The sequence below is a fragment of the Nocardia sp. NPDC050710 genome (assembly GCF_040654375.1).
GTDB lineage: Bacteria > Actinomycetota > Actinomycetes > Mycobacteriales > Mycobacteriaceae > Nocardia.
Window position 1 is genome coordinate 1 of the sequence record NZ_JBFAHV010000041.1, and the last position, 24,839, is coordinate 24,839.

Annotated in this window: 24 protein-coding genes and 2 pseudogenes; 14 read left to right on the top strand and 12 right to left on the bottom strand. The window is 64.3% G+C overall.

Annotated features, from left to right (window positions below):
- Positions 1-76: 76 nt before the first annotated feature.
- From AB0H61_RS37670 to AB0H61_RS37695, 6 genes and pseudogenes are all read left to right on the top strand, one after another.
- A complete protein-coding gene (locus AB0H61_RS37670; protein WP_357313422.1) occupies positions 77-466 on the top strand; it encodes a hypothetical protein in 390 nt (129 codons plus the stop codon).
- A 128-nt stretch (positions 467-594) separates the two neighbouring features.
- Positions 595-837, top strand: a pseudogene (locus tag AB0H61_RS37675) (zinc-ribbon domain-containing protein); the annotation flags it as partial.
- A 45-nt stretch (positions 838-882) separates the two neighbouring features.
- On the top strand, positions 883-2,163 hold the full coding sequence (locus tag AB0H61_RS37680; RefSeq protein ID WP_357313518.1) for a zinc-ribbon domain-containing protein: 1,281 nt from the start codon (positions 883-885) through the stop codon (positions 2,161-2,163).
- A 162-nt stretch (positions 2,164-2,325) separates the two neighbouring features.
- On the top strand, positions 2,326-2,814 hold the full coding sequence (locus AB0H61_RS37685) for a hypothetical protein (protein ID WP_357313424.1): 489 nt from the start codon (positions 2,326-2,328) through the stop codon (positions 2,812-2,814).
- Positions 2,815-2,847: 33 nt separating this feature from the next.
- A complete protein-coding gene (locus AB0H61_RS37690; protein WP_357313426.1) occupies positions 2,848-3,915 on the top strand; it encodes a serine/threonine-protein kinase in 1,068 nt (355 codons plus the stop codon).
- Between the two features lie 1,416 nt (positions 3,916-5,331).
- A pseudogene (locus AB0H61_RS37695) lies at positions 5,332-5,801 on the top strand (NUDIX domain-containing protein).
- A 123-nt stretch (positions 5,802-5,924) separates the two neighbouring features.
- Here the strand turns inward: AB0H61_RS37695 and AB0H61_RS37700 are convergent.
- The 7 genes from AB0H61_RS37700 to AB0H61_RS37730 all read right to left on the bottom strand — a co-directional run bounded on the left by AB0H61_RS37700 (position 5,925) and on the right by AB0H61_RS37730 (position 12,048).
- Complete coding sequence (locus AB0H61_RS37700; protein WP_357313428.1) at positions 5,925-6,137, bottom strand: hypothetical protein; 213 nt, start codon at positions 6,135-6,137, stop codon at positions 5,925-5,927.
- A complete protein-coding gene (locus AB0H61_RS37705) occupies positions 6,134-7,555 on the bottom strand; it encodes a hypothetical protein (RefSeq protein ID WP_357313430.1) in 1,422 nt (473 codons plus the stop codon). Before AB0H61_RS37705 ends, AB0H61_RS37700 begins: the two co-directional genes overlap by 4 nt.
- Positions 7,556-7,841: 286 nt before the next feature.
- On the bottom strand, positions 7,842-8,756 hold the full coding sequence (locus AB0H61_RS37710) for an HNH endonuclease signature motif containing protein (RefSeq protein ID WP_357313431.1): 915 nt from the start codon (positions 8,754-8,756) through the stop codon (positions 7,842-7,844).
- 75 nt (positions 8,757-8,831) lie between these two features.
- The gene (locus tag AB0H61_RS37715) at positions 8,832-9,056 is read right to left on the bottom strand and encodes a hypothetical protein (protein WP_357313433.1); all 225 of its coding nucleotides are present in this window, start codon (positions 9,054-9,056) and stop codon (positions 8,832-8,834) included.
- A 147-nt stretch (positions 9,057-9,203) separates the two neighbouring features.
- Positions 9,204-10,097, bottom strand: coding sequence for a Shedu anti-phage system protein SduA domain-containing protein (locus tag AB0H61_RS37720; RefSeq protein ID WP_357313435.1), 894 nt, complete (start codon positions 10,095-10,097; stop codon positions 9,204-9,206).
- Between the two features lie 47 nt (positions 10,098-10,144).
- Positions 10,145-11,239, bottom strand: coding sequence for a redox-regulated ATPase YchF (gene ychF, locus AB0H61_RS37725; protein ID WP_357313437.1), 1,095 nt, complete (start codon positions 11,237-11,239; stop codon positions 10,145-10,147).
- Positions 11,240-11,475: 236 nt separating this feature from the next.
- On the bottom strand, positions 11,476-12,048 hold the full coding sequence (locus AB0H61_RS37730) for a TetR/AcrR family transcriptional regulator (RefSeq protein ID WP_357313440.1): 573 nt from the start codon (positions 12,046-12,048) through the stop codon (positions 11,476-11,478).
- Positions 12,049-12,124: 76 nt separating this feature from the next.
- On the opposite strand from AB0H61_RS37730, the gene AB0H61_RS37735 reads away from it, so the two are divergent.
- A complete protein-coding gene (locus AB0H61_RS37735) occupies positions 12,125-12,757 on the top strand; it encodes an NAD(P)H-binding protein (protein WP_357313441.1) in 633 nt (210 codons plus the stop codon).
- Positions 12,758-12,796: 39 nt separating this feature from the next.
- Here AB0H61_RS37735 and AB0H61_RS37740 read toward each other — a convergent pair whose 3' ends face one another.
- Positions 12,797-13,720 carry a zinc-binding dehydrogenase gene (locus AB0H61_RS37740; protein ID WP_357313444.1) on the bottom strand — a complete coding sequence of 308 codons (924 nt, stop codon included), beginning with the start codon at positions 13,718-13,720 and terminating at the stop codon, positions 12,797-12,799.
- Between the two features lie 380 nt (positions 13,721-14,100).
- Here AB0H61_RS37740 and AB0H61_RS37745 point away from each other — a divergent pair, with 380 nt between their 5' ends.
- Both AB0H61_RS37745 and AB0H61_RS37750 read left to right on the top strand, forming a co-directional pair.
- Positions 14,101-14,928 carry a helix-turn-helix domain-containing protein gene (locus AB0H61_RS37745; RefSeq protein WP_357313446.1) on the top strand — a complete coding sequence of 276 codons (828 nt, stop codon included), beginning with the start codon at positions 14,101-14,103 and terminating at the stop codon, positions 14,926-14,928.
- Between the two features lie 19 nt (positions 14,929-14,947).
- Positions 14,948-15,376, top strand: coding sequence for a VOC family protein (locus tag AB0H61_RS37750; protein WP_357313448.1), 429 nt, complete (start codon positions 14,948-14,950; stop codon positions 15,374-15,376).
- A 22-nt stretch (positions 15,377-15,398) separates the two neighbouring features.
- Here AB0H61_RS37750 and AB0H61_RS37755 read toward each other — a convergent pair whose 3' ends face one another.
- From AB0H61_RS37755 to AB0H61_RS37765, 3 genes are all read right to left on the bottom strand, one after another.
- Complete coding sequence (locus tag AB0H61_RS37755; RefSeq protein ID WP_357313520.1) at positions 15,399-16,247, bottom strand: carbohydrate ABC transporter permease; 849 nt, start codon at positions 16,245-16,247, stop codon at positions 15,399-15,401.
- A gap of 236 nt (positions 16,248-16,483) precedes the next feature.
- Positions 16,484-17,362: a sugar ABC transporter permease gene (locus tag AB0H61_RS37760; RefSeq protein ID WP_357313522.1), complete on the bottom strand. Its 879-nt coding sequence runs from the start codon at positions 17,360-17,362 to the stop codon at positions 16,484-16,486.
- Positions 17,363-17,397: 35 nt separating this feature from the next.
- Entirely contained in the window at positions 17,398-18,702 is a 1,305-nt protein-coding gene (locus AB0H61_RS37765; protein WP_357313450.1) for a sugar ABC transporter substrate-binding protein, read from the bottom strand.
- 336 nt (positions 18,703-19,038) lie between these two features.
- Between AB0H61_RS37765 and AB0H61_RS37770 the strand changes: the two genes are divergently transcribed.
- The 3 genes from AB0H61_RS37770 to AB0H61_RS37780 all read left to right on the top strand — a co-directional run bounded on the left by AB0H61_RS37770 (position 19,039) and on the right by AB0H61_RS37780 (position 23,495).
- Positions 19,039-21,315 carry a carbon starvation CstA family protein gene (locus AB0H61_RS37770; protein ID WP_357313453.1) on the top strand — a complete coding sequence of 759 codons (2,277 nt, stop codon included), beginning with the start codon at positions 19,039-19,041 and terminating at the stop codon, positions 21,313-21,315.
- Positions 21,312-21,554, top strand: a complete 243-nt coding sequence (locus tag AB0H61_RS37775; protein WP_357313455.1) for a YbdD/YjiX family protein — start codon at positions 21,312-21,314, stop codon at positions 21,552-21,554. Before AB0H61_RS37770 ends, AB0H61_RS37775 begins: the two co-directional genes overlap by 4 nt.
- A gap of 351 nt (positions 21,555-21,905) precedes the next feature.
- On the top strand, positions 21,906-23,495 hold the full coding sequence (locus tag AB0H61_RS37780; RefSeq protein ID WP_357313457.1) for an Ada metal-binding domain-containing protein: 1,590 nt from the start codon (positions 21,906-21,908) through the stop codon (positions 23,493-23,495).
- Positions 23,496-23,499: 4 nt separating this feature from the next.
- On the opposite strand, the gene AB0H61_RS37785 is transcribed toward AB0H61_RS37780, so the two are convergent.
- Entirely contained in the window at positions 23,500-23,673 is a 174-nt protein-coding gene (locus AB0H61_RS37785) for a hypothetical protein (protein WP_357313459.1), read from the bottom strand.
- Positions 23,674-23,967: 294 nt separating this feature from the next.
- Between AB0H61_RS37785 and AB0H61_RS37790 the strand changes: the two genes are divergently transcribed.
- The gene (locus AB0H61_RS37790; protein WP_357313462.1) at positions 23,968-24,465 is read left to right on the top strand and encodes a methylated-DNA--[protein]-cysteine S-methyltransferase; all 498 of its coding nucleotides are present in this window, start codon (positions 23,968-23,970) and stop codon (positions 24,463-24,465) included.
- 83 nt (positions 24,466-24,548) lie between these two features.
- A complete protein-coding gene (locus tag AB0H61_RS37795) occupies positions 24,549-24,728 on the top strand; it encodes a hypothetical protein (RefSeq protein WP_357313465.1) in 180 nt (59 codons plus the stop codon).
- The last annotated feature ends 111 nt before the right edge of the window (positions 24,729-24,839 follow it).

Genomic DNA, 24,839 nt, shown 5'->3' on the forward strand with positions numbered 1-24,839 from the left:
CGTAACCAGCACACCGCACCGATCCGAGACTTCGCCGTCGGTTCCAAGATCCGGTACCCGGATTACCTAACCGACGTTGCGTGACGCGGCACTAGCAGACCTCCTCGTTCAGCAGGATGACGAGCGGCTCTCCTCGCTGAGCGAACAATTGCAAATCGTGCGAGACAAGATCGCGCGCGCACGCACGGACTACAAAAATGATCTGATAGATGGCGACCTGTACTCCGAAATCAAGGGCGAGTCCGAAACCGAGATAGCCCGCCTCGACGCCGAGCGCCTTACACTTTCGGCAGGCTCCGCCGCGTCTGCCATCCTGATTGCTCCATCGCCGGGCGCAGCGTTCGAGGGCGCGGACCTTGCGGCTCGACGGGCAATCATCGACCTGCTGTGCGAGGTACGCCTCTTTTCCGCCCCGCGTGGCCGAAAAGTACTCGACCCCAGGACCGTTCACATCACACCTCGTTAACCCACTGGTGTGTCCCACAATGCCGCCCGCCGGTCAACCACTGACTGACCTGTCGTGCCTGAAGGCGTCCAGATACTCAACGATTCCTGATGAAGCAATGATGAACTAGAGTCCAGCCCTGGCATACGATGGCAGCACGGAGGGGGTCCCAGACGTTGAAACCACCGAAACGGGTTGGCCGTCCGCCTCGTTCGTACTTGATTGATAGTCGCCCCGACATCGCAGCTCAGTTCCATCCGAGCTACAACACGGTCGAGCTCGCCACGTTGGGTACCGGATCAACAACAAAGGTCTGGTGGTGTCACAGGGACGAGGACGGGCGGATGCATGAGTGGCCCGCGACCCCCGCGCATCGAACCGCCGGCCGCGGCTGCGCAGTGTGCGCTGGCAAGCGGGTCCAGCCCGGGATCAACGACTTGGCGACCAATCGCCCAGATATAGCTAGAGATTGGCATCCCGACCGCAACGATCTGACACCAGACAAGGTGTCGCCAGGCTCGGACAAGAAGGTGTGGTGGCGCTGCCCCCAAGGCCATGAATACGAGAACACGATCTCGAAGCGGACGATAAATGGCAGAGGTTGCGCCGTCTGTACAGGTCAAGCAGTTCTGAACGGATACAACGATCTCGCGACACTGAATCCCATCCTCGCTGGCGAGTGGCATCCCGACCTCAACGGCGAACTCATGGCGGCTGACGTGACCGCTGGCACCGGGCGGCTCATCTGGTGGCTCGGCAAGTGCGGACATCCATTCACCGCTACCGTCGACCAGCGCCGCCGCGGGAACGGGTGCGCGGTCTGTGCTGGTCACCAAGTATTACCAGGGGTGAATGATCTTGCCACGACGCATCCGGCTGTCGCCGCAGAGTGGCACCCTCACTTGAACTCCCCGCTCGATCCCAACACGGTGACGGCCGGATCCGAATTGAAGGTCTCCTGGCTCGGCTCCTGCGGCCACACCTTCAAGGCCACAATCAACAGCCGCGCACTCGGAGGAAACGGCTGCGGCGTATGCCACGGAACTCAGATCGTAAAGGGCATCAACGATTTGGCTACCAATGCACCAGATGTAGCTGCAGAGTGGCATCCAAATCTAAACGAGAAGAATGCCACCGAGGTGTACTGCGCGTCACAAGCATACGCATGGTGGCAGTGCAACTCGGGACACGAATGGCGTGCAATAATTCGGACACGTTCGGTCCATCCGCGAACCGGATGCCCAAAATGCTCGGCTTCAGGACCGGAAAAAGAACTCCTCGCGGCCTTACAGACGAACTTCGATGAGGTAGAACATGACGCGCGACTATCTGTCCGATGGGGAGCGTTCAAGAGCTCGCGAGTCGATATTCGCGTACACGTCGACGGCGCCGATGTCTTAGTTGAGTACGACGGCGCATACTGGCATCGCAACAAGATCGACAATGACACCGCCAAGACATTGGCCCTGCTCCGAGCCGGATACCGCGTTGTGCGGGTGCGAGAGGGAGACCTGCCGGACCTAGCGCTCGATAGTCCGCACCTGCTGCAAATTCGGCGGCCAACGTCGACCACCCTGGCCGAAACTGCGTCCTCGATCGCGGCGTGGATCAGGACGGGCGGCCCTTCGACATCGACGAACTCACCGTCGACACAGTTCTCGTCGACAAATCCTGGTCAATCTCGGTCTACATCGCCAAGAGCTGCTTCGACACACTGATCGTGCGGTCAGCCTAGCCGGTTCCGCGGATCCAGCGCGTCTGAAGCTTCAGTGCGCCAAGGTTTAAGCTATACGGCTGACCGCCGCGTGCTGTCGCCTTTCCAACCGGGGTTTCGTCTGATGTGCCACTTACCGTGTTCCTGCTCTAGAAAGGCGTGAAGCGTGAAGGTTCTGGGTGCTGCCGTCTCTTCCGGTGTTCTCTACTACGGAGCGCTGGACACACCCGGCCGTGCCGCAGCCCCCAGGGCGATAACCGGGACTCCCGAACGCCTGGTTCCCGCAGCCGGCCTGACGGGAGCGAGCCGGTTGGCGGACACGTTCTCCAGGATCACCCAGGACATACGAATCCTTGAACCCGATGCCGTCGTACTCGTCGGTACCCGCAAGCACAGCCAGTGGAAGTACAAGGACGCGGTGGAGCGCATTTCTTTGATTTCGGCCCTGATTCTGTCCTGTGCTCAACTCGATGTGGCCTACGAGGAGTTGACCACTATGCGAATCGGCAAGGCACTCGGACTTCCCCCCACGTCTCTGGCCTCATTCAGTCACGAGACGATCGGCATGCCACAAAGGCCGACATACTGGGCACCGGGGCGAGCAGCCGCATTCGCCGCAGCCATGACTTACGCCATTGACGGATCCAAAGACTGACGCGCTCGGCCGCGCGGACAAAGGAGACTGCCCGTGAACCAGCGCGAAAGACAGCTCACCCTCAACTATGAGTGCCTGCACAGCATGCCCAGCGGCCTGAGAGAGGTGCGCGTCTGGTGGGACCCAGTTTTGGAGAACTGGCTGGTCGGTAAACGTATCGACCTGTCGGAAGTCCAGGACAGCGCAGACTTGGTCGAGCCCCGTGTCATGGAGATGATCGACCACCCCAACGTGGTCAAGGTCCGCTCCGTCGCCACGGTGGCGGGCTTTCCGCCGCCTATGCGAGTGGTCGAGGTGTTGATGCCCTTCTACGACAAGGGCAGCATCACCGACGCCCTCGAAGCTGGCGAACGCTTCACCGCCGGCCAGGCCCTGGGCATCATCCGGGCGGCTCTACAGGGGCTGACGGAGATGCACGAGCGCCACGGCATCCTGCACCGCGACGTAAAGAGTCCCAATCTCTTCCTTACCGGCGACGCCCACACTTTAAAGATCGGAGACTTGGGCCTGGCCGGCACGATGGACGCCACTGGCAAGGCTCCGTGCGTGAACGCACCACAGCTGTACGCGCCGCCCGAACTGCTCACAGGCAACGGCCTTACCCGGGCCTCGGACTTGTACTCGCTGGGCGTGGTCCTGCTCGAACTACTCCGCGGAAAGTTCGACTACGACTCGTACTCGAAGACGCACACAGTCGACTCCCTGCTCAACGGGCAGTCACCGCTGCGCACGGAGGATCGGGTACTGCCCGTGTGGGTATGTCGGTCACTGCGCAAAATCGTCCAGAAAGCCATGGATCCCGAGCCGCCACGCCGCTTTCAAGCAGCTCGCGAGATGAGCGACCAGATTGCCAGGGTCAAGATCGCCGACTGGCAGGAAACAGGTGCCGACGTCTGGGAAGCTCCTTTCCTCCGCGACAACCACATGCGCGTTCGAGTCACAGCGCAGCCCCTCTGTCGTGGCGGTGGCTTCACCCTCATCACGCAGAGACGCAAAACGACGTTATGGCGACGCATCGAGACAGACGTGACGGTAACCGACTTGCGGCATCAGCGGGCGCTGGCCGTCTTTGAGAAGGCCAATAGCCTAGCCGTCAGCTGAACTACGGCGAAGTCGACAACGCGATTCTGCTCCGATGTGAGCGGGTTGGAGGCCGCTTCACCGCAGAACTCGGCCGACGCCTCGAACCTCGCCGCGGTACCCACACCCGCAGGAACAAGTGCTCCTGCCTGCGCTAGTCCCCACATCTCTTTTCGGATGCGCCCCGGATCCACACCGCGCTGGCCGACGAGCGGCGAAAGCACACCTCTCAAGCCATCACTCTGCGCTTCGTCCGTGCATGCCCACAACTGTTCGACCAGTACTTCGGCGGCCCAGGCGTGCCGGGGCAAGGTGCGCTCGGGTAGCCGAGAGATGCACAGCATCAGTAGGGCACCCTGGGGTGAGAGCGTGTTCACTGCCAGCTCCTTCCCTTCGGTTAACAGCCTGCCGAGGAACCTCTACTTCAGCGTGCCTCACGGCATACAGCCCTGCAAGACTCGAACGCTAAAATGTAGAACATACATTCGATTCACGAGACCTGGGGCGTAGCAAACGGAACCAATTGACAGGGATACAGGAAGCGATTCGGGGCCTTCTGCTGGACTCGCACACCGTTTCGTAGCCAGCCTGATACGCCCTCCCAGCCGAGTCTTCAGACGACTCGGCCGATCTGGTTGCGGCCGTATCAGACTGAGTCCTGCCGTTTCCGCCCCGACAAGCGGTGCCCTGTGGAGTTCAAAAACTACATACTAGAACTCGAGTCCGGCGGTGCTGCATGAACACCGCTGCTGAAGTGGGTTGCGGAGGCATGCGACGGCCGCGGCAGGCGAAGGTCGAAACCTCGGTCGGCCTCAACATCACCAGTTCCTGGTATTGCCCCGGCGGTGCTGAGATACTCAGCCACCTTGGGATACGAAGTGCGGAAACGCTTCTCGTCTCCGAGCAGCTCGGAAAGCTCCTCGTGGCGCTCTGGTGTCAACACGAATCCCGTCATGTAGTCCAGTGTGACGACCACCGCGCACACCCGTCCGCCGATCGATCAACACGGATACAGGCTGCGGGTTTCTCCGAACGCACCTCAGCGGGGCTATCCACGCCCTCGACATGCGTTCAATCGTCACGGCAGCGCCATGAGATGCACATGCGCCAGGCACTCGGCCCAGCTGGAGACGCCCCTGTCATACCTGCCACAGTAATCACCCAACCGACCAGCTCACGGGCGCTTCGGTAGGCGTAATCACTTCTTCGAGCCAGAAGCTACTCCGCTTCGGAACTCGGGCGGAATGACGCTGTATAACTCGATCTTAAGGTTTGACGACGAGATGATCGTCAACATGCACGCCTGCGGGCAGCCGGGGGCCTCTCCGCCGGCACTCCACCTTCGGCAGCTGCCCGCCAACGGTTTGTTCGAGATGTACCTGAAGAGTTTCGAGCAAGTCCGGACCGAGAGCACGCCAGCAGAATTCGGAGCCTGGGATGAGCCGGACCGACTACTTTCACGATCCGGACGCACCCGTCCCGAACAGCATCAAAGTCGCTATGAGCGCCTTGGTGCAGGACGAGCACGGCCGCATCCTCATGATCCGGCGTACGGACAATGACAAGTACTCCATCCCTGGCGGCGGCCTGGAAGCTGGCGAGACTGTCGCCCAGGCCGTCGCTCGCGAGGTTATGGAAGAGACCGGAATCGAAGTCGACGCAACCGAACTGATCGGCGTGTTCTCAAACCCCGATCATGTGATCGCCTACGACGACGGGGAAGTCCGCCAAGAGTTCTCACTTTGCTTCCGGGCGAATCCCATCGGAGGTACGCCACAAACCAGCTCGGAGTCTAAGGAGGTGCGGTGGGTCGATCCCGCCGACTCGGCGAGATCGACGTCCACCCATCGATCCGTCTCCGCATCAGCAAGGGACTCGAAGCTTCGGGTGAGCCCTACTTCACTTGAGCAGCCGCCTCCGCGATGCGTTGCTGGTCCTCGCGGCGGCCTCGACCAAGTACGGCGCAGCCTCGGCGACCGCGTCCGCGACAACATGGCCTGGTCCGTACCTGGCTTGGACCTCAGCGACCCTCAACGCTGGTTGTGCCCCCGGGTAGGGGTAATCGTCATGCCTGCCCACCAGAGCGCATCCCGCAAGGGCGTGCGCTCGTCGGCCCACTCGATCTCGATTGCACGCCGACGGGCTTCGACTTGGGCGGCGGAGTGATTGGCCACGAGCCCGCACATACGACGCTCGACTTTGCCTAGAATAGGGTCGGGAGGGATTTTTTTCAGCATCCTCATAGTCCGAGTCTACTTTCAAGATACTTCTGCAACGTTGATACAGCCGCAGTCGAAATATTAGGCCCGATCATCGACAAGAACCGCCGCAGCTTTTGTCGAGCAACAATTCGATCTGGCACCCGCGCGGCATCGTCTTCCACTTCATGCACGGCAGATTCGAGCTCGGATGCCTGGGTTCCACCGAAGGTACCGATCAACTCAAGCAATTGTTGAGCGTCTGGACCGAGATTGACGGTGCCCTGCAGGTTTTGAACCACATTGCCTGTCATATTCCGAATGACTTGCTGATTCACTGTGACATTGATCTGACTTGCAGGTGGCGTCGGATTCCAGCCCGATTGCGAACCCATGACCATTGTAGCGACATTCTCCGACGGAACGAGATTGTCGATGAACCGTTGAAGCTCTAAACCAGATGCTTGACTATCAATAAGCTCGGATTCGAACTGCTGGCGCAAACTCAGAACTCGCTGCTCACGGGCGTGCCTAAGGTCGAGATGCAGACGGCGAGCCGCTTTCGCATAGCGCGTTACCATCTGATCGGCAGAATGCCGATCTATCCCAGAAATCTCCAAATCACGTGCAGCTTGTTCGGGACTGACCGAACATGCCTCAAGGAAATCGGAGAAGTCTTGGAACTGTAGCGTCAGGTCTCTTCCACCGTGAGAATTTTCGGAAAAGAACTCGTAAACGTGACCCGCTGGGGTGCTATAGCCGTCCTGCCTGACAGCATCCCTACCCGTCTGGTTCAACCAATTCCTAAAAAGCCCGATTAGCGTAGATGCCTCATCGGCATACAGGCGACCTGCTGGGATATACACGCGAAAGACCAGGTGCCGATCGAGATCATCTAAGAATTGCGCAGCCATCGTCGACCGCTCCGCGTTCGTTCTATACGGCAAAACATTCAACGCGCGGAATGCTAAAGCTTCGTTTACGCGCGCGCGCACCTCATCAGGAACCACCCCAAATAACTCGTGCGGATTGGGGAATTCCAAGTCAAAGGACGGGTCAGACCGCCTCAGTTCCTCAATAAGTTCTTCTTGCCGCTGTTGCTCTTGCCGCCGTTCCTCACGCCTGATTTCATCGAGAGGGCTTGGCGTCCGCTCGTGCTCAAAAAAGAATACCGCTTCGTGAACGAAAATGACATGCGGGACATCTTTCAAAGCATCCAACAGATCCCGACCCACAGATTCAAAATTACTACTTTCGAACCTGCAATAATCATATCCGGTAAATACCGCAATTGCACCTTTTATTCCAGGGTCGCGTAGGAAGCCGACTATCGTCCGCCAATTATCCGGACCCGACTCCAGCAGCTTAGTGCGATATCTAACACCGTTCGCAGATAAACGGCTAGTGGTTGACTCAAAATTTGCGCCAATGAGCAGAAAGAATTCGTCGCTACTGGTCGACATAGCGATCCAACCTCCCCCAGGCAGAAAATCCACCCGTATTGAAGTAGCGTGCCTAGGGGCTACACCCCAAGGAGACATTAACTGATGCCAAGGCTATCAGCCCTGGAAACGACTGTTCGACCGCGTCCAGCACATGAAACCTGCCGCATGACTTCTTCGCAGACGCTAATCCGCTACGGAACTTACCCGCTCACAGCGCCTGGGCTAACGTCACCGCGTCAGCCTCACCTGGATGGATGCGCTGGTTGCAGGGGTGCGCGACACCTTCATCCCAACGCCGAACAACCTAACCCGCGTTCAGCTCTACAGTTCCGGTCCAGGCTTCATGGCGGTCTCTTGCCGCGGCAAGGAGCCGCTCACGGAGTTGGTGGCGCGACCGCCCTCGGGTCTTCACCGCATGGCAGTCCGGGCACAGCGCAATCATCTGCACTGGATGATCCCGGCCGCCTGTGGCAATGTCGGATACATGATCCACCTCGAGCACCGGGTGCCCTCGGTCGGTGTGATCCGGTGCAGGCTTGCCGCATGCGGGGTTCTCACATAAGCCTCCACTGCGGAAGATGACAGACCGCCGGGCCGCAGCCAGCCGGATCGGATCATTGGTGACTCCTGGGCGACGCTTCCCGCGGGTGCTCGGTTCACGTTTCATGACCACCTCGATCAAATCCTGGTAGGCACGCTTGGGATCATCGTCGCGTGGGTCTTCATCGGACAGCGCGGGATCGTCGTCGGCGATCGAGTCACTCCCAAGGCCTACCGCCTTTGCCACGGCGGAGTAATCGAAGTCACCGAAGAACTTGTCGATAATCGCGGTGACGATCTGCACTCGAGCCAGACCAGACGAGCGGAGGAGTTCGTAGACCGGCTCGGGAAGCCCTCCTGCGGGCTGCTGCTCGTCAAACCATCGGTGCAACCTGGCATCACCGTGAGCGGCAGGGACGGGAGTCGAGGTATCGAGTGTCCAGAGGTCGCCACGACACAGCGCGGCAATCGGGTAGTCGGGGCGTCCCCCGGGTCGCTCACCAGATCTGTGGTGTGCGGTCAACAAAGGCACGAGTTCAGCGTGTGTGCGCTCCCACGTCAACACACGGTCCGCGCCCCGTTGCGCTCTACCGATCGCCCACAGCAGCACCACTGCCTGTTTCAGCATCGGGCCACCCGCCACGGTGGCGGGACGAAGTTTATCGATCGCGCGGACCATGTCGTGGACCGTCGCTGTAGGAACGCATTCGACCACGTCGAATCCCAAACGCTGCAAAACGCCAGCCGCATGGCGTCAGCCACCGGAAATCTCCGTGGCCTTCAAAGGTGGCTGTCCGATGAGATAGGAGTGCGCGGCACCGGCAAGGGCCTTGGAATCGTATGACCTGCCCTGATATACGACGAATAGCCGCCGAGACTCGGCGAACCCATACCTGGCAAGGAACTGCTCACGCCCGACACGGTCGAACTCGCCGATTGCCGCAATGACCGCGTCCCGCGTCAAGTCCTTGAGCACCACGTCGACACGATAGGCGACCACACCGACAACGCCCCTGTCTCGCCCCAGACTTCGCTCCCCTAGCCGGGCGCACAGGCTGAATACTGTGCCTGCAAGTACCCCGATCGGTCGCACTTGGCGCGCGGGCGCCTACGTCGTCAGCGTCGGCTACTCGGCGTCCAAGATCGACTTCACATCGACCGGCCGCCAACTCGATTTCGCAACTTCCTGATCATGCCAATAGCGCCACCGTTCCGCCAAGTAGCGCTTCCGATCACTGGACATCATCGCGCTTCGCTCAAATGCGGCCTCGACGTCGGCCCCGAAGACCTTCGTGTCTCGGCCAGAGCTTGACGTCGTGCTGTATGTCGGGGAAAAAGCGAATACGCGAGGACCATGGCTGGTCATCGTCGCCGTCAGCGACCACCTCAGGTCATAGCTGGGGCGCAGAGAATCGAACGTCATGAACGACTCATTCGAACGGCGGAGGCCATCTCGTTTGAACCGAAGCTCGTCAGGGTTCCTGTGAATGCCCCCTGGCTCAAACTCTGAGCTGCGACCATATATCAGCAGATAGTAGGGCTCGATCGGTCGATTCTTGTACTGCTCGCGAACGAGATAGTGCGATCTGAACAGAACCTGATTCGCATCTGATCGGAACCAGGCACGCCAGTCGTTGAGTTGCTCTTGCGCGTGAGTGAACTCAGCAGTCGGCTTGCCATCTCGGGTAAACCATCGCTTCGATGGCTTTTCTATCTCAATCAGAACCGGCGTAATGCAACCGCTGGAACGCGTGACCCACATGAAGTCAGGATGGCGCTGTCTACCTCCGCCAACCAGCCCAGGTTCCCGCCATACTGCAGTCATTTCGGACCCATGGTGACCGCCGTGGCCAACGTCGCCGAGACCGCCAGGAATCATGGACGGATGCAACTCAAGAAAGGTCTGCACCTCGGTTTCGGCAGGGTCCGTGCTCAACAAGGCTTGCCACTCGCGCATGACTGCACGCGAATACTCCTCCCACTCCATCGCGGGCGGGCGGGCGAGGACGGGGTCGACCATGAGCTCCCTCTGTGATCAGACGCATCGCAACCTGGGCGTGGAAAGCGTTACCCCTTCTTAGTGGTTAGTCCGCTTCGGAACTCGACAACGTCGCCGTCGGACATGATGTAGTCCTTACCTTCCATGCGGACCTTGCCCGCGGCCTTGGCGGCGGCCATGGAACCAGCCTCGACCAGGTCGGTGAAGGCGACGATTTCGGCTTTGATGAAGCCGCGTTCGAAGTCGGTGTGGATGACGCCGGCGGCCTTGGGGGCGGTGTCGCCCTGGTGGATGGTCCAGGCGCGGGCCTCTTTCGGGCCCGCGGTGAGGTAGGTCTGGAGACCGAGGGTGTGGAAGCCGGCGCGGGCCAGGGCGTGCAGACCCGGCTCGGTCTGGCCGATGGACTCCAGCAATTCCAAGGCGGATTCGTCATCGAGTTCGAGGAGTTCGGCTTCGACCTTGGCGTCGAGGAAAACCGCATCCGCCGGGGCGACAGCGGCTTTCAGCTCGGCGACCTTCGCCTCGTCGGTGAGCACCGATTCGTCGGCGTTGAAGACGTAGAGGAAGGGTTTGGTGGTGAGCAGCGAAAGTTCTTTCAGCAGTTCGGTATCCACCTTGTCGCCCGCCGCGAACAGCGTGGTACCGCTGTTGAGGATCTCCTGCGCCGTTTTGGCGGCATCGGCGATCGGCTTGCGGTCCTTCTTGATCTTGGCTTCCTTCTCGAAGCGCGGGACCGCCTTTTCCAGGGTCTGCAGGTCGGCGAGGATGAGCTCGGTCTCGATCACCTCGATATCGGCGGTCGGATCGACCTTGCCGTCCACGTGCACCACGTCGTCGTCGGCGAAGACGCGCACCACCTGGCAGATGGCGTCGGCCTCGCGGATGTTGGCGAGGAATTTGTTGCCGAGGCCCGCGCCTTCGGAGGCGCCCTTGACGATGCCCGCGATGTCGACGAAGGACACTACGGCGGGCACGATGCGCTCGGAACCGAAGACCTCGGCCAGTGTGTTCAGCCGCGGGTCGGGCAGCGGAACCACCCCGACGTTCGGCTCGATGGTCGCGAACGGGTAGTTCGCGGCCAGCACGTCGTTCTTGGTCAGCGCGTTGAAGAGCGTCGACTTTCCGACGTTGGGCAGGCCGACGATTCCGAGGGTGAGACTCACGAGGTAGAGAGTCTACGCGGCGCGGTCGGCCACCCGCCCCGCGCCTGCCGCGGCCGACGGCGGCACCGCCGAGCACAGCCCGGCAGTGCGGTGGAAGCGAACCGCGCTGCACCGTTCCGAACTGCTCGATGCGCGACAGCCACCTTCGACCCGGCCCCGCTCACGTCGACCGGGTCGGTCGCGCTTCCCGCCGACAGTCCTGCGCCACACACCTCGATCGGTCCGATAAGCACGTCTTACAGACCGCGCGCCAGCGTCCGCGCCAGGCTCCGGGCGAGTTCGTCGGGCGCGGCGGTCGCGGCCGGCCCCTCCTGGTAGTACCGCAGGAAAGCCTGATGGAAGCAGGCGCCGTCGAGTAATGCCGCCACCGCGTCGACCTCGACCGCGTCCCCGACCCGGGCAAGTCCCTGTTCGGCGCGCAGATATTCGGCGATGCCCGCGATCGCGTGACCCGGCCCGGCCCCGTGTCTGCTCATCGCGTCCCGGTGGGCAGCCATCCGCTGGGGCTGCGCCAGCAGTCCGCCGAGCAGCGGCAACGACTGCTGGTAGAAGTTCAGCGCACCGCGGGCCAGGGTGGCGAGATTGTCCTCGACCGTGGCCGCACCGGGCTTCGGGCGCGCCTCGACCGGACCGGGCATGCGGTACCGGAGGACGTTGAGAATGATGTCCTCCTTATCGCTGAAATGCTTGTACAGCGCGGCTTCGGAGTACCCGGCGGCTTTGGCGATCTCCTTGGTCGTGGCGTGTGCGACACCGCGCTCGCGCATGATCTGCGCGGCGGCATCGAGGATTCGGTCACGAGTGCCCACGAAACTCCCCCTTGACAGGTTGGTAAGTGCTCACCCATTCTAGGTTAGTAAGTATTCACCAACCAAGGGATTCGACATGCGACTCACCATCTTCGGAGCCAGCGGCAACACCGGCGGACGTCTCGTCCAGCAAGCATTGGAACGCGGACATGAGGTGACGGCCGTGGTGCGCGAGCACTACGACGGAGCCCGGCACCCGAATCTGCGGATCGTTCGCGCCGATGTGATGAATCCGGGCGATATCGCCGAGGCGATCCGGGGCGCGGACGCGGTGCTCGACACCATCGGATCGCGGGATTCCGGGCCGACCTCGGTGAGCACCGATGCGGCGCTCTCGATCACGAAGGCCATGGAGTCGACTGGCGTCCAGCGCCTGCTCATTGTCAGCAATAGCGCGAGAGTCGCGGGGCCGGGCGATGATTGGTTCACCCGGTTCGTCGTGAAGCCGCTCATCCTGCGCCCGCTGCTGCGTCACAGCCTCACCGATATGGCCGCCGCCGAGCAGGTCGTCCGCGACAGCGTGCTGAACTGGACCATCGTTCGCGCACCGCAGCTCACCGACAACCGGGCGAAGGGTTCCTACCGGTCGGCAGTCGACCGCAATGTCACCTTCGGCATCCGCATCACCCGCGACGACCTGGCGACCTGCCTGCTCGACCTACTGACCGCACCGCAGGCCACCCATCACCACGTCAACGTCGCCAATTGAGCGAAGCGGTGGTCACCGAGACGGTCGGCGGCAGCTGGATCAGGGGATGAGAACGACTTTGCCCAGGTTGGCGCGGGTTTCGATGGCGGTGTGCGCGTGGGCGGCCTCGGCGAGGGGGAATTCGGCGTGGACGGCGGGGCGCAGTTGGCCGGAGGCGAAGTACTGCCACAGTTCCTGACGCCAGTGTTCGTAGATGTCCGGGGTTTCCCTGGCGACCCGGGCCATCTGGAAGCCGATAACCGATTTCGCGCCGACGAGCAGGTCGTAGGCCTGGATGGTGCCGCCGCCCGAACTGTAGGCGACCAGGCGACCGCCGGGTGCGAGCGCCGCCAGGGCCGGGCCGAGGAGTTCGCCGCCGACGGCGTCGAGCGCGTAGTCGGCGGGCTCACCCCAGGATTCCTGCGGGTAGGCGACGACCTCGTCGACACCGAGTTCGTAGAGGAACTCCGCCTTGGCCAGGTCCGAGACCGCGGCCACCACGCGTTCGGCGCCGCGCACCCGGGCCAGCTGCACCGCCAGATGCCCGACCCCGCTGGCAGCGGCGGTGATCAGCGCCGACTCGCCCGGCTGCGGGCGCGCCGCGTCGAGTGCGCCCAACGCGACCAGGCCGCTGCGCACCAGCGCGACGGCGTCGACGGCGGACGCGCCGTCGGGGATGGTCGAAGCCATGGCCGAGTTCAACAGCGCGTACTCGGCGTAACCGTGGCCGAAGCACAGGCCGGTGACGCGATAACCGGGCATACAGCTGGTGACGCCCTCGCCGACCGCGACAACCTCGCCCGCGATCTCCCCGCCGAGGGGGATCGGCTCGCGGGGCTCGCGGACCTTCCGCACCACGGGAAGGGTCACGCCGATCGCCTCGACGCGGACCAGGAGTTCGCCGAGCCCGGGCGTCGGCACCTCGGCCGACACCACCTCGAGCACCTCAGGACCACCGCTGTGCTCGTATTGGACCCGACGCATCACAACCTCCGTCAATCGTTAGAAGGCGTAACGGTAACCGGGTAGCAACTCGATCTCACACATCCGCGGGCGCTCTTGTGCGCCATCTCACCGCCGTGCTGCGGCCCCGGAAGGACCGCCTTCCCGACGCGACAGCCGACTGCCGCGCGACCAACCGACCGATGGCTGCCGGACGCACAACGTGTCGGCGTCCATCGGATGAGTGCCCGAACGCCACCCGGCCCCTCGGTCCTATCGCACACCACCCGACCCCTCGGCCATGCTGCCGCGCGCCACCCGCCCCGTCCCGCGGCTGCCGCCATCTCGGACGGCTCCGCGCCGAGTCGGCCTGTATGCGCTCATCGAGTTGCGCACCACACTCCCGGGCGTACCGTGACCCTATGGAGCCGACCACAGAGGTGGTGCGGGCGCGACCAGCACCGATGCTGGCGAGCTTCATCGACTACTACCTCGGTTACCGGATGACCGGATACGAACCCGGCCTGCACCGCGGCATGCCGTCGCGCCATATGACTTTCATCGTCGCCATCGGCCCGACCATCGACGTTGTCGCACAGACGGATCCGCGACAGAGTCCGCAGAACTACCGGTGTGTGCTGAGCGGCTTACAAGCGAGCCCGGCCTCCATCGCGCACCACGGCTCCCAGGAGGGCGTGGCGATCACGCTGACGCCGCTCGGGTGCCGGACCCTGTTCGGGATGCCCGCCGCCGCGCTCTGGGACACCTCGGTGGAGTGCGCCGATGTCGCGGGCCCGGTCGGCTACCAACTGTGGGAGGAACTACAGGGCCTGCCCACCTGGCCGGACCGCTTCGCCGCCTGTGATCGGGTGCTGACCCGCCTCGCCGACCCGGACCGTACGGTCACGCCCGAACTGGCGTGGGCGTGGCGCACCGTGGTCGGGACCGGCGGCACCGCGAGTATCGGTCCGCTCGCCGACGAAATCGGTTGGAGCCGTCAATATCTCACCCGGCGATTCGGCGCGGAGTTCGGTCCGAGCCCGAAGCTCGCCGCCCGCGTCACCCGGTTCGAGCGCGCCTACCGGATGATCCAGAGCACCCCGTCCTTCGTCACCCTCGCCCAGATCGCCGCGACCTGCGGCTACTACGACCAGGCGCATCTGAATCGGGACTTCGCCGAACTGGCCGGATGTAGTCCGACGACCTGGCTGTCGCAGGAGATTCCATCCGTCCAAGACGACCCGGGGTGAGACGCGCGAACCTGGTGACATGACGAATCCGACAACCTCCGAAACCACCGTCCACACCGCCACCGCGCTCTGGCCGTGCCTGGCCTTTCGCGATGCCCGCGCCACCGCCGAATTCCTGGTCGAGGCCTTCGGCTTCGAACTCGGGGCGCTCTATGCCCGCGAAGACGACCCGTCGATCGTCGAGCACGCCGAAATGCGCTGGCCGCTCGGCGGCGGCCTGATGTTCGGCTCCGCGGGTCGCGATGACAGCCCGTTCGGTAGCCGCCCGCCGGGCACCGCCTCGATGTATCTGGTCTGCACGGACCCGGACGCATTATTCGCCCGCGCCACCGCGGCGGGAGCCGAGGTAGTCCGAGGTCTGCGCGACGAGGACTACGGTTCCCGAGGGTTCACCGTCAGTGATCCCGAGGGCAATCTGTGGAGCTTCGGCACCTACGGCGGGGAGTAGGCCGACACGGCGGGCGGGCGGCTCACCGGCCGCCCATGCCCGACATGGCGATGCCGCGCACGAATGCCCGCTGGGCCAGCGCGTAGATCACCAGCAGGGGCAGCAGAATGATCACGGCGGCGGCCATGAGAATCGGCCATTGGGTGTGATACTGCCCTTGCAGACGGATCAGACCCAGTGTGGCGGTGGCGTATTCGTTGCGCTGAATCATGATGAGCGGCCACAGGAAGTCGTTCCAGACCGAGATCCAGGTGAGTACCGCCAGCACCATGAGCGCGGGACGGGTGTGCGGCAATAGGACACGCCAGTAGATCTGCCAGGTGGTGCAGCCGTCGAGGATCGCGGCCTCCTCCAATTCCGTGGGCAGAGTTCGGAAGAACTGCCGCATGAGGTAGGTGCCGAATGCGCTGCCGAACAGTCCGGGGACGATCATCGCCCACGGGGTATCCACCCAGCCGAGCGCGCGCATGAGCAGGAACTGCGGGATCACCGTGACGGTCAGCGGCACCATCAGGGTGCCGAGGTAGGCCAGGAACAATACGTCCCGGCCGCGGAACCGCAAGCGCGCGAAGGCATATCCGGCCAGTGAGCAGAAGAACACCTGCCCGGCGGTCACACACGCCGCGTAGACGGTGGTGTTGAACAGCATCCGCCCCAGCGGCAGGAGTTCGAAGACGCGGCCGTAGTCGGCCCACTGCGGTTGCGCGGGAAGCAGAGTCGGTTCGGTGATCTCGCCGTCGCGTTTCAGCGATCCGGATACCGCCCACAGGATCGGCATCAGCGCGCACCAGGCGATGCCGACCAGCACCGCATAGATCACGGTGCCGCGCACCAGCCGCCGCACCGTCGCACTCTCGGCCCGGCCGCGGATCCGGACAACGTCGCGCTTGCCGCGCGCACCAGCCCAGCCGGACCGGGGCCGAGGGTGTCCGTCCGACAGCGGAGCGGGTACCGAGATGGCGTCGAATTCATCTCCCGGCCCGGTCACCTCGGGCTCGGTGCCCGCGCGGACACCATCGGATTTCTCCCGCGCCGGGCGGATGGTGTCCGGGTCGGCCCACACGGAACCGCACTGCATGGCGGACCGCCGGAAGCTCTTCGGCCGCATCAGAACTCCACCTCGTCACGTCGGGCGAATCGCCATTGCAGCAGTGTCAGTACCAGCAGAATCGCGAAGATCACCCAGGCCAGGGCCGAGGCGTAGCCGACCTCGTAGAACCCGAAGGCGTGCTGGAACAGCATGATGCCGAGCAGATACGTCCCGGTCTCCGGTCCCCCGTTGGCGCCGGTGAGCGCGTAGGCCTGATCGAACGCCTGCACCGAGTTGATCACGGTGATCACGAACACGAACGACAGCGGTCCCCTGATCAGCGGCACCGTAATCGACCGGAAGCGCCGCAGCGCACCGGCGCCATCGATCCGCGCCGCTTCGTACAAGGTGTCCGGCACCCCCTGCAATGCCGCGAGCAGGATCACGGTCGCGAATGGCACGCTCTTCCAGACCGTCACGATGCTGAGGGAGATCAGCGCCCAATCCGGATCGGTCAGCCATGGCACCGGGTCGATCCCGACCCGGCCCAGCATGATGTTGAGCAGCCCGTCATCGGTGGTGAAGATGAACCGCCACACCACCGCCATCGCCACCGTGGAGGCGACCAACGGCAGGAAGGCGATGGTCCGGAAGATGGCTATACCGGCCAGCTTTCGATGCAGCGCCGACGCCACCGCCAGCCCGATCACGACCGTCGGCACCAAGGTGAGCACGGTGAACACCGCCGTATTCCGCAACGCGATCGGGAACAGCGGATCCGATCCGAACAGCCGCTGGTAGTTCGCCATCCCCACGAACCGCGGTGGACTGAACAGATCCCACGAATGGAAACTCAGGTACAGCGAGAAACCCAGGGGAAACAGCAGAAATACCGCCACCGCCGCCAGATTCGGCGTCACGAACGCCCACCCGGCCCGCTCGCGCCGTCGCGCCAACGCCCCATGTACGCAGGTGGATTCGGGGCGGGCGGTCATCGGGCGTCCAAGATGGCATTGATGTCGTTCGGGCTCAGCGATGACGCGGGCGCCGCACCACGCAGCACCCGATTGCCACTACGTTCCAGCAGCGCCGACACCTTGCCCCAGGCCGGGGTCACCGGTAGCGGCCGGGAATTCGCGGGCCCGTCGGTCATCACCTCGAGGTTGCGGATATGACGGTGCGCCGTCGCGAATCCCGGCGAATCCATCGCGGATTTCAGTACCGGTACGAACAACCCCGACCGCGCCACGATCGCCTGCCCCACCGGACCGGTCGCGAATTTCACGAATTCCCAGGCTTGTTCGATCCGCGGGCTGTCGGCGGCGATGGACAAACCGGTGCAGCCGACATCGGTGATCGCGCCGGGCCCGCCGTGCGGCCCGACCGGCAGCACCGTCAGATCGATATCCAGATCGTCCTGTCCGGCGAATTCGGAATAGAGCCAATGCCCGCCCATCGCCATTCCCGCCCGGCCGCGGCGGAACAGATCCGGCGCCGAAACCGACTGCTGGTCACCGACTCTCGGAGCGACCCGGTGCCGCACCGCGAGATCCGCGTAGAACTGGAAGCCCTCGGCGAAACGTGGATCGCCCAGATTGGTGTGCGTCGGGTTCACCGCGGGGGTGAACCACTCCGCTCCGTTGTTCATGCCGAAGCAGGCCGCGGAGAAATACGGCACCCAGGCATCGGTGAACCCCCACTGCGCGGTGCGACCGGAGGATGCACGGCGGGTGAGCGCGCGGGCCGCATCGAGGAACTCGTCGTAGCTCCACGCGTCGCGCCAGCGGACCGGAGGAGTGATTCCGGCGTCGGCGCACAGCTCCCGGTTGTAGTAGAGAAACACACCGGACCACTGTTCGGGCAGTGCGTACTGACCGCCCGCATACGTGAAGGTGTCGTAGAGCGTGGGGTAACTGTCGCGACGCAGCGCTTCGGCATGGGCGGGGTCGCGGTCCAGCAGTGTGCGCAGATCCAGCAGTACCCCACGCTCCGCGAGCCCGGCATACAGCAGCTCCCAGGCCATCATGACATCCGGGCATTTGCCGCCCGCGCAGTAGGTGAGCATCTGCTGAAGCGGATCCGGGCCGGACATGATGGTGCGAATCCTGATCTCCGGGTGCCGTTTCCGGAATTCTTCGATGATCGACAATCGCACCCGCGCCTCCTCGGGGCGGGCCTGGAAGAAGAAGGTCAGCGCATCGTCGTCGGCGCCGCACCCCGCACTCAGCAGCGGCAGGGCGAGCGCCGAACCGAGCAATGTGCGTCTGCGCACCCCCGGCGTGTTGTCGACTCCCACGACGTGCCTTCCTCACTTCGAGCGACTCGTTGTCCGGCTGAACCTGTTCCGATATCCCCGGGCAGTCGTCGAGCCGTTCCCGCGCAAGGGAGATCTATCGAGCCCGGACTCGGCGCGACGAGAGCGATGCGACGGCGTCGACTTCATCCCGCGCGACGCCCGCCGGTTCCGGCATGGCAGCATACTTCCGGCAACATCCAGGTGACTGCCGACACACTGAACAATATTTAACGGTGAGCCTTCGATGGCGGAAATCCGCGCAATCGCGATCACCGATCGGATACGTTGTCACGTGTTTCAGCAAGATCCTGCAGCGTTTTACAGGAGAGTAGGCAGATGGCGACAATCGAATATCTGCGGACCGACCCCGATCTGCCGCCCGTCGGCGTGGTCGACCGGTCCCCGATAACCCCGGCGAAGAAGGCGATCTTCGCCGGGATCGCGATCCTCGGAGCGGTCGCCTGGGCCATCCTCGCCATCGCGCGCGGCGAGAACATCAATGCGGTCTGGATCGTGATCGCGGCGGTATGTACCTACTTCATCGCCTATCGGTTCTACGCCAAGTTCATCGAATGGAAGATCACCAAGCCGCGCGACAATGTCGCGACTCCGGCCGAAATCCTGGAGAACGGCAAGGATTACATGCCGATGGACCGGCGGGTCCTCTACGGCCACCACTTCGCCGCCATCGCGGGCGCGGGACCGCTGGTCGGTCCGGTCCTGGCCGCGCAGATGGGTTATCTGCCGGGCACCATCTGGATCGTGGTCGGCGTGGTCTTCGCCGGCGCGGTGCAGGACTTCCTGGTGCTGTGGGCGTCGACCAAACGACGCGGCCGCAGCCTCGGGCAGATGGCCAGGGATGAGCTCGGCGCCATCGGCGGCGTGGCCGCGATCGTGGCGATCATCGTCATCATGATGATCCTGCTGGCGGTGCTGGCGCTGGTCGTGGTCAATGCACTCGGAGAGAGCCCGTGGGGTGTTTTCTCCATCGGCATGACCATTCCGATCGCCCTGTTCATGGGCATCTACCTGCGCTTCCTGCGGCCGGGAAAGGTCGGCGAGGTCTCCGCGATCGGCGTCGCGCTGCTGCTGCTCGCCATTGTCTCGGGCGGCTGGGTCTCCGAAACCGAGTGGGGCGCCGACTGGTTCACGCTGTCGCGGACGACCATCGCGTGGCTGCTGATCGGTTACGGCTTCTTCGCCTCGGTACTGCCGGTGTGGTTGCTGCTCGCGCCGCGCGATTACCTCTCGACCTTCATGAAGATCGGCACCATCGGCCTGCTCGCGATCGGCATCGTCATCACGATGCCGGTGCTCCAGGCGCCCGCCATCTCCCAATTCGCCAGCTCCGGCACCGGTCCGGCGTTCGCGGGCAGCCTGTTCCCGTTCCTGTTCATCACCATCGCCTGCGGTGCGCTGTCCGGATTCCACGCGCTGGTCTCCTCCGGCACCACGCCGAAGCTGCTGGAGAAGGAGTCGCACGCCCGGATGATCGGGTACGGCGGCATGTTGATGGAATCGTTCGTCGCGGTGATGGCCATCATCACCGCCTCGATCATCGACCAGCACCTGTACTTCGCCATGAACGCGCCGCTCGGGCTCACCGGCGGCACCCCGGAAAAGGTTGCGGCGTACACCAATTCGCTCGGCCTGTCCGGTCCGCCCGCCACCCCGGCCGACTTCTCCCAGGCCGCCGCCGATGTGGGTGAGAAGAGCATCATTTCCCGCACCGGTGGGGCGCCGACCCTCGCCGTCGGCATCTCCGAAGTGTTCCACCAGTTCCTCGGCGGCTCCAGCATGAAGTCGTTCTGGTACCACTTCGCGATCATGTTCGAGGCGCTGTTCATCCTCACCACCATCGACGCGGGCACCCGTGTCGCGCGGTTCATGGTGTCGGACGCGCTGGGTAACTTCGGCGGGCCGCTGCGCAAGTTCAAGGATCCGTCGTGGCGCGTCGGCGCCTGGCTGTGCTCGCTGTTCGTGGTGGCGGCCTGGGGCTCGATCCTGCTGATGGGCGTCAACGACCCGCTCGGCGGCATCAATGCGCTGTACCCGCTGTTCGGCATCGCCAACCAGCTGCTGGCCGCGGTCGCGCTGACCGTGGTGCTGACCATCATCGTGAAGAAGGGCTTGGTGAAGTGGGCCTGGATTCCGGCGGTTCCGCTGGTCTGGGATCTCACCGTGACGATGACCGCGTCCTGGCAGAAGATCTTCTCCGCCGATCCGAAGCTCGGCTATTGGAAGCAGCACAGCCTCTGCCAGCAGGCCAAGGATGCGGGCAAGGGCTGTCTGACGGCGAAGACGCCGGAGCAGGTGGACACCGTCATCCGCAACACCTTCATCCAGGGCACGCTGTCCATCATCTTCGCGGGGCTGGTGCTGATCGTCGCGGTCGTCGGCGTCCTGGTTTGCCTGCGGGCCTGGCGCAAGGGCGGTTCGGAGACCACCGAGTCGCCGGAGGAGCCGTCCAAGATCTTCGCGCCGAGCGGCTTCATCGCCACCCCGGCGGAGAAGGAAATCCAGAAGGAGTGGGACGAGTTGATCGCCTCGGGCAAGGTGCGCGCCCCCGGCGCGGCGCATGCGCAGACACCGGTGGAAATCCCCGCGTCATGACCGAACCCGTTGTGCCGCAGGGCGGCCGGTCCACCGGACCGGCCGCCCTGCGGCGCATACGCGACGGGGCGAAGACCGCCGTCTGGTGGTTCGACTCCGTACTCGGCGGACAGGACTATCAGCGCTACGTCGACCATCTACGCCGCAATCACCCGGGCTGCGCGATCCCGACCGAACGCGAGTACTGGCGCAATCGGCACGCGGACGCCGATCGCAATCCCACCAACCGCTGCTGCTGAAACCGCTCGGTCAGCCTTGGAGCCGCTAACCGACAGGCTTGGGCAGCTGTCGCCAGGAACACCGTGCGCGTTCCACACCGGGCACCGTCGCCGTCCTCGATCAAACCTCGAGCCGCTGGCCTACAGCCATCGCAGGAACGCTGAGCGCGGCGCACTTCGGGCGGTGTCGCCGCTCTCGATCAGCGCTTCGACTCGGTGGCCGAGCACCTGTCGCGGGAACTCCTAGCGCGCCACGTGCCTGGCGCCATCGGGGTTGCCGGGCCTGCGGTCGCTCACGGTCGGAGCCGGGGTCGGACCGAGGGCGCGTTCGTGTCTGATTTCCGCTAGCACGGGGCCGCGCGAGCTGACATTGTGGATTGGGTGACGATCACGGCGTTGGATTTCGAGCGGTGCTATCGGGCGGTGTCGACGCGGGACTCGCGGTTCGACGGACAGTTCTTCACGGCGGTACGGACCACCGGGATCTATTGCCGCCCCTCCTGCCCCGCCATCACACCCAAACGCACCAATGTCACCTTCCTGCCCACCGCCGCGGCCGCACAGCACGCCGGATACCGGGCCTGCCGCCGCTGCCTGCCCGATGCCGCACCCGGCTCACCGCTGTGGAACACCAGGGCCGATCTGGCCGCCCGCGCCATGCGGCTCATCGGCGACGGGGTCATCGAACGCGGCGGCGTACCCGCGTTGGCGGCCACCCTCGGCTATTCGCAGCGGCAGTTGACCCGGGTACTCACCACCGAACTCGGCGCCGGACCGCTAGCGCTGGCTCGGGCGCACCGCGCGCACACCGCGCGGCTGCTGATCCAGACCACCTCGATGCCGATGTCGGATATCGCCTTCGCGGCCGGCTTCGCCAGCATCCGGCAGTTCAACGACACCGTGCGCGAGGTCTTCGCGGTCAGCCCCACCACCATGCGCACCGAGGCCCAGCGGGCGCGCAAGGATCCGCACGGCGTGCCCGCCACCAACGGCTCCCTCACCCTGCGGCTGCCCTACCGGGAGCCGCTGGATCGGGCCTGGCTGGAATGGTTCCTCGCCGCGCATGTGGCGCCGGGTATGGAACTGTGGGAGGACCACGCCTACACCCGTAATCTGCGCACCCCGCACGGACACGCGACCACGAGACTGAGCTTCCAGCGCGACCACGTGCGCGCCGAACTCGCCCTGCACGATATGCGCGATCTCGCCCCGACCGTCGCGCGACTGCGGCACCTGCTCGACCTCGATGCCGACCCGGTCGGCATCGACGAGATACTCGGCGTGCTGCCGGGCCGCACGGAGCCGGGGTCGCTGGACAGCGCGCAACTACCCGATGCGGGCGCCGCGCCCGCCACCGACACTCGGACACAACCGGGTGGAGCGCAGCGCCCGCTGTTCACCCCGGGCATCCGGGTGCCGGGCTGCCTGGACGGTCCGGAGTTGTTGCTGCGCACCATGATCGGACAGCAGATCTCGGTTTCCGCGGCGGCGACGCATACCGCGCGGCTGGTCGAGGCACTCGGCGAATCCGTCGACGGGCCGGTGGCTCGACTGTTCCCGACTCCCGCGGTGATCGCCGAACGCGGCGCGGAGGTGCTGACCGGTCCGGCTCGCCGCATTCGCTCCATTATCGGCGCGGCGACTGCCCTCGCCTGCGGCGACCTGCAACTACATCAGGGCCGCACCGCCGCCGACCTGCGCCGCGACCTGTTGGCATTGGACGGTGTCGGCCCGTGGACCGCCGACTACGTCACCATGCGACTGCTGGCCGACCCGGACATCCTGCTCGACACCGACCTGGTGGTCAGGCAGGGCGCCACAGCGCTCGGCGTCGACCTCGCCGACACCGGGCGGTGGGCGCCCTGGCGGTCATATCTGTCCATGCACCTGTGGAAGGCGGCACTGGCCGGGCGGGCGGCGGGATCGCGTAAGAACGGCAACGGGCGGGCGGGTACCGCATGAGTTATTACCCGAAGGGATTGGCCAGCCAGTTGGACGGACGCACCGCGAGCATCACGATCAGCGGGGGTCCCGGCAGCAGAAGACTCGACACCGTCGGGCAATTCGCCACCGACCGGTTGGACGAACCCGCAGCAGGCATCACGATCAGCGGGAGTCCCCGCGGTAGAAGACTCGACACCGTCGGATAATTCGACACACCATCGCGTGGGTCGGGTTCCGTCGCAACACCACTCGCAAATAGCGCAAGAGATCGACTCGGCGGCGTCGTACAACGACCCAGCTCAAGCACGAAAAGCCGGGCGCAAGACCGAAAGCCGAGCGCCAGCACCAGAGCTCAGCGCAAGCTGGAAAACCCCGACGCAAGCCCCGAAGCCCAACATCAGCCGGAAAACCCTGTACCAGCACCAAAAACCCAGCGCACGACCGAAACCCAGCACCAAACCCAGCGCCGCACAGAAAGCGAGCACACAGCATGAGCACCGCGGACTTCACCATCGTCGACACGCCCATCGGGCCGTTCACCGCCCTCGCCGATGCGGACGGCACCGTGCTGGCCTCGGGCTGGACCGACGACGCCGAGAACCTGCGCCAGCTGATCCACCCGCGGCTGCGCCCGGCCGAACTGCGCCAACGGGATTCGCTCGGCGCGATCAGCACCGCCATCATCGACTATCACCGCGGTGATCTGACCGCCATCGACGCCGTCCCGGTCCACCAGCACTCCGGCGAATTCCTGTTGCACGCCTGGGAAGTCCTGCGCAAGGTCCCCGCGGGCGACCCCATCACCTACACCGAATTCGCCGCCATCTCCGGCCGCCCCAATGCCACCCGCGCCGCCGCCAACGCCTGCGCCCGCAACGCCGCCGCCCTCTTCGTTCCCTGCCATCGCGTCCTGCGCATCGGCGGCGCCCTCGGCGGCTTCCGCTGGGGCCTCGACGTCAAGCGCTGGCTGCTGAGCCACGAGTCATAGACCTCGAATCACACCTCGACACCCCGTAGCGCGGATGTACAAAATTCGTAGCACCCTGGGCGCTGACCAGCTAGTTTCGAACTATGTCCGTCACCCGACGCACCGCGGTTCCGCGCGACGAGGTCATCGCCGCGTTCCTCGGCCTGTTGTCGGACATCGGGAATCCGAAGGAGGACGCCGACCAGTTCGTGGACGATTCGCTGTACGACCCGTATGACCGCGCGCATCGACGCGGGGAGTTCGAGATCGAGACCGGCGAATGACGTCCGCGATAGCGCACGGCCTCATAGAAGTTGACGGCCGGACCGCACCACACCGGGGACGCAGACGATCGTCGCTAGCATCGGGCGAATGCGATCATCGGCCACTGCACG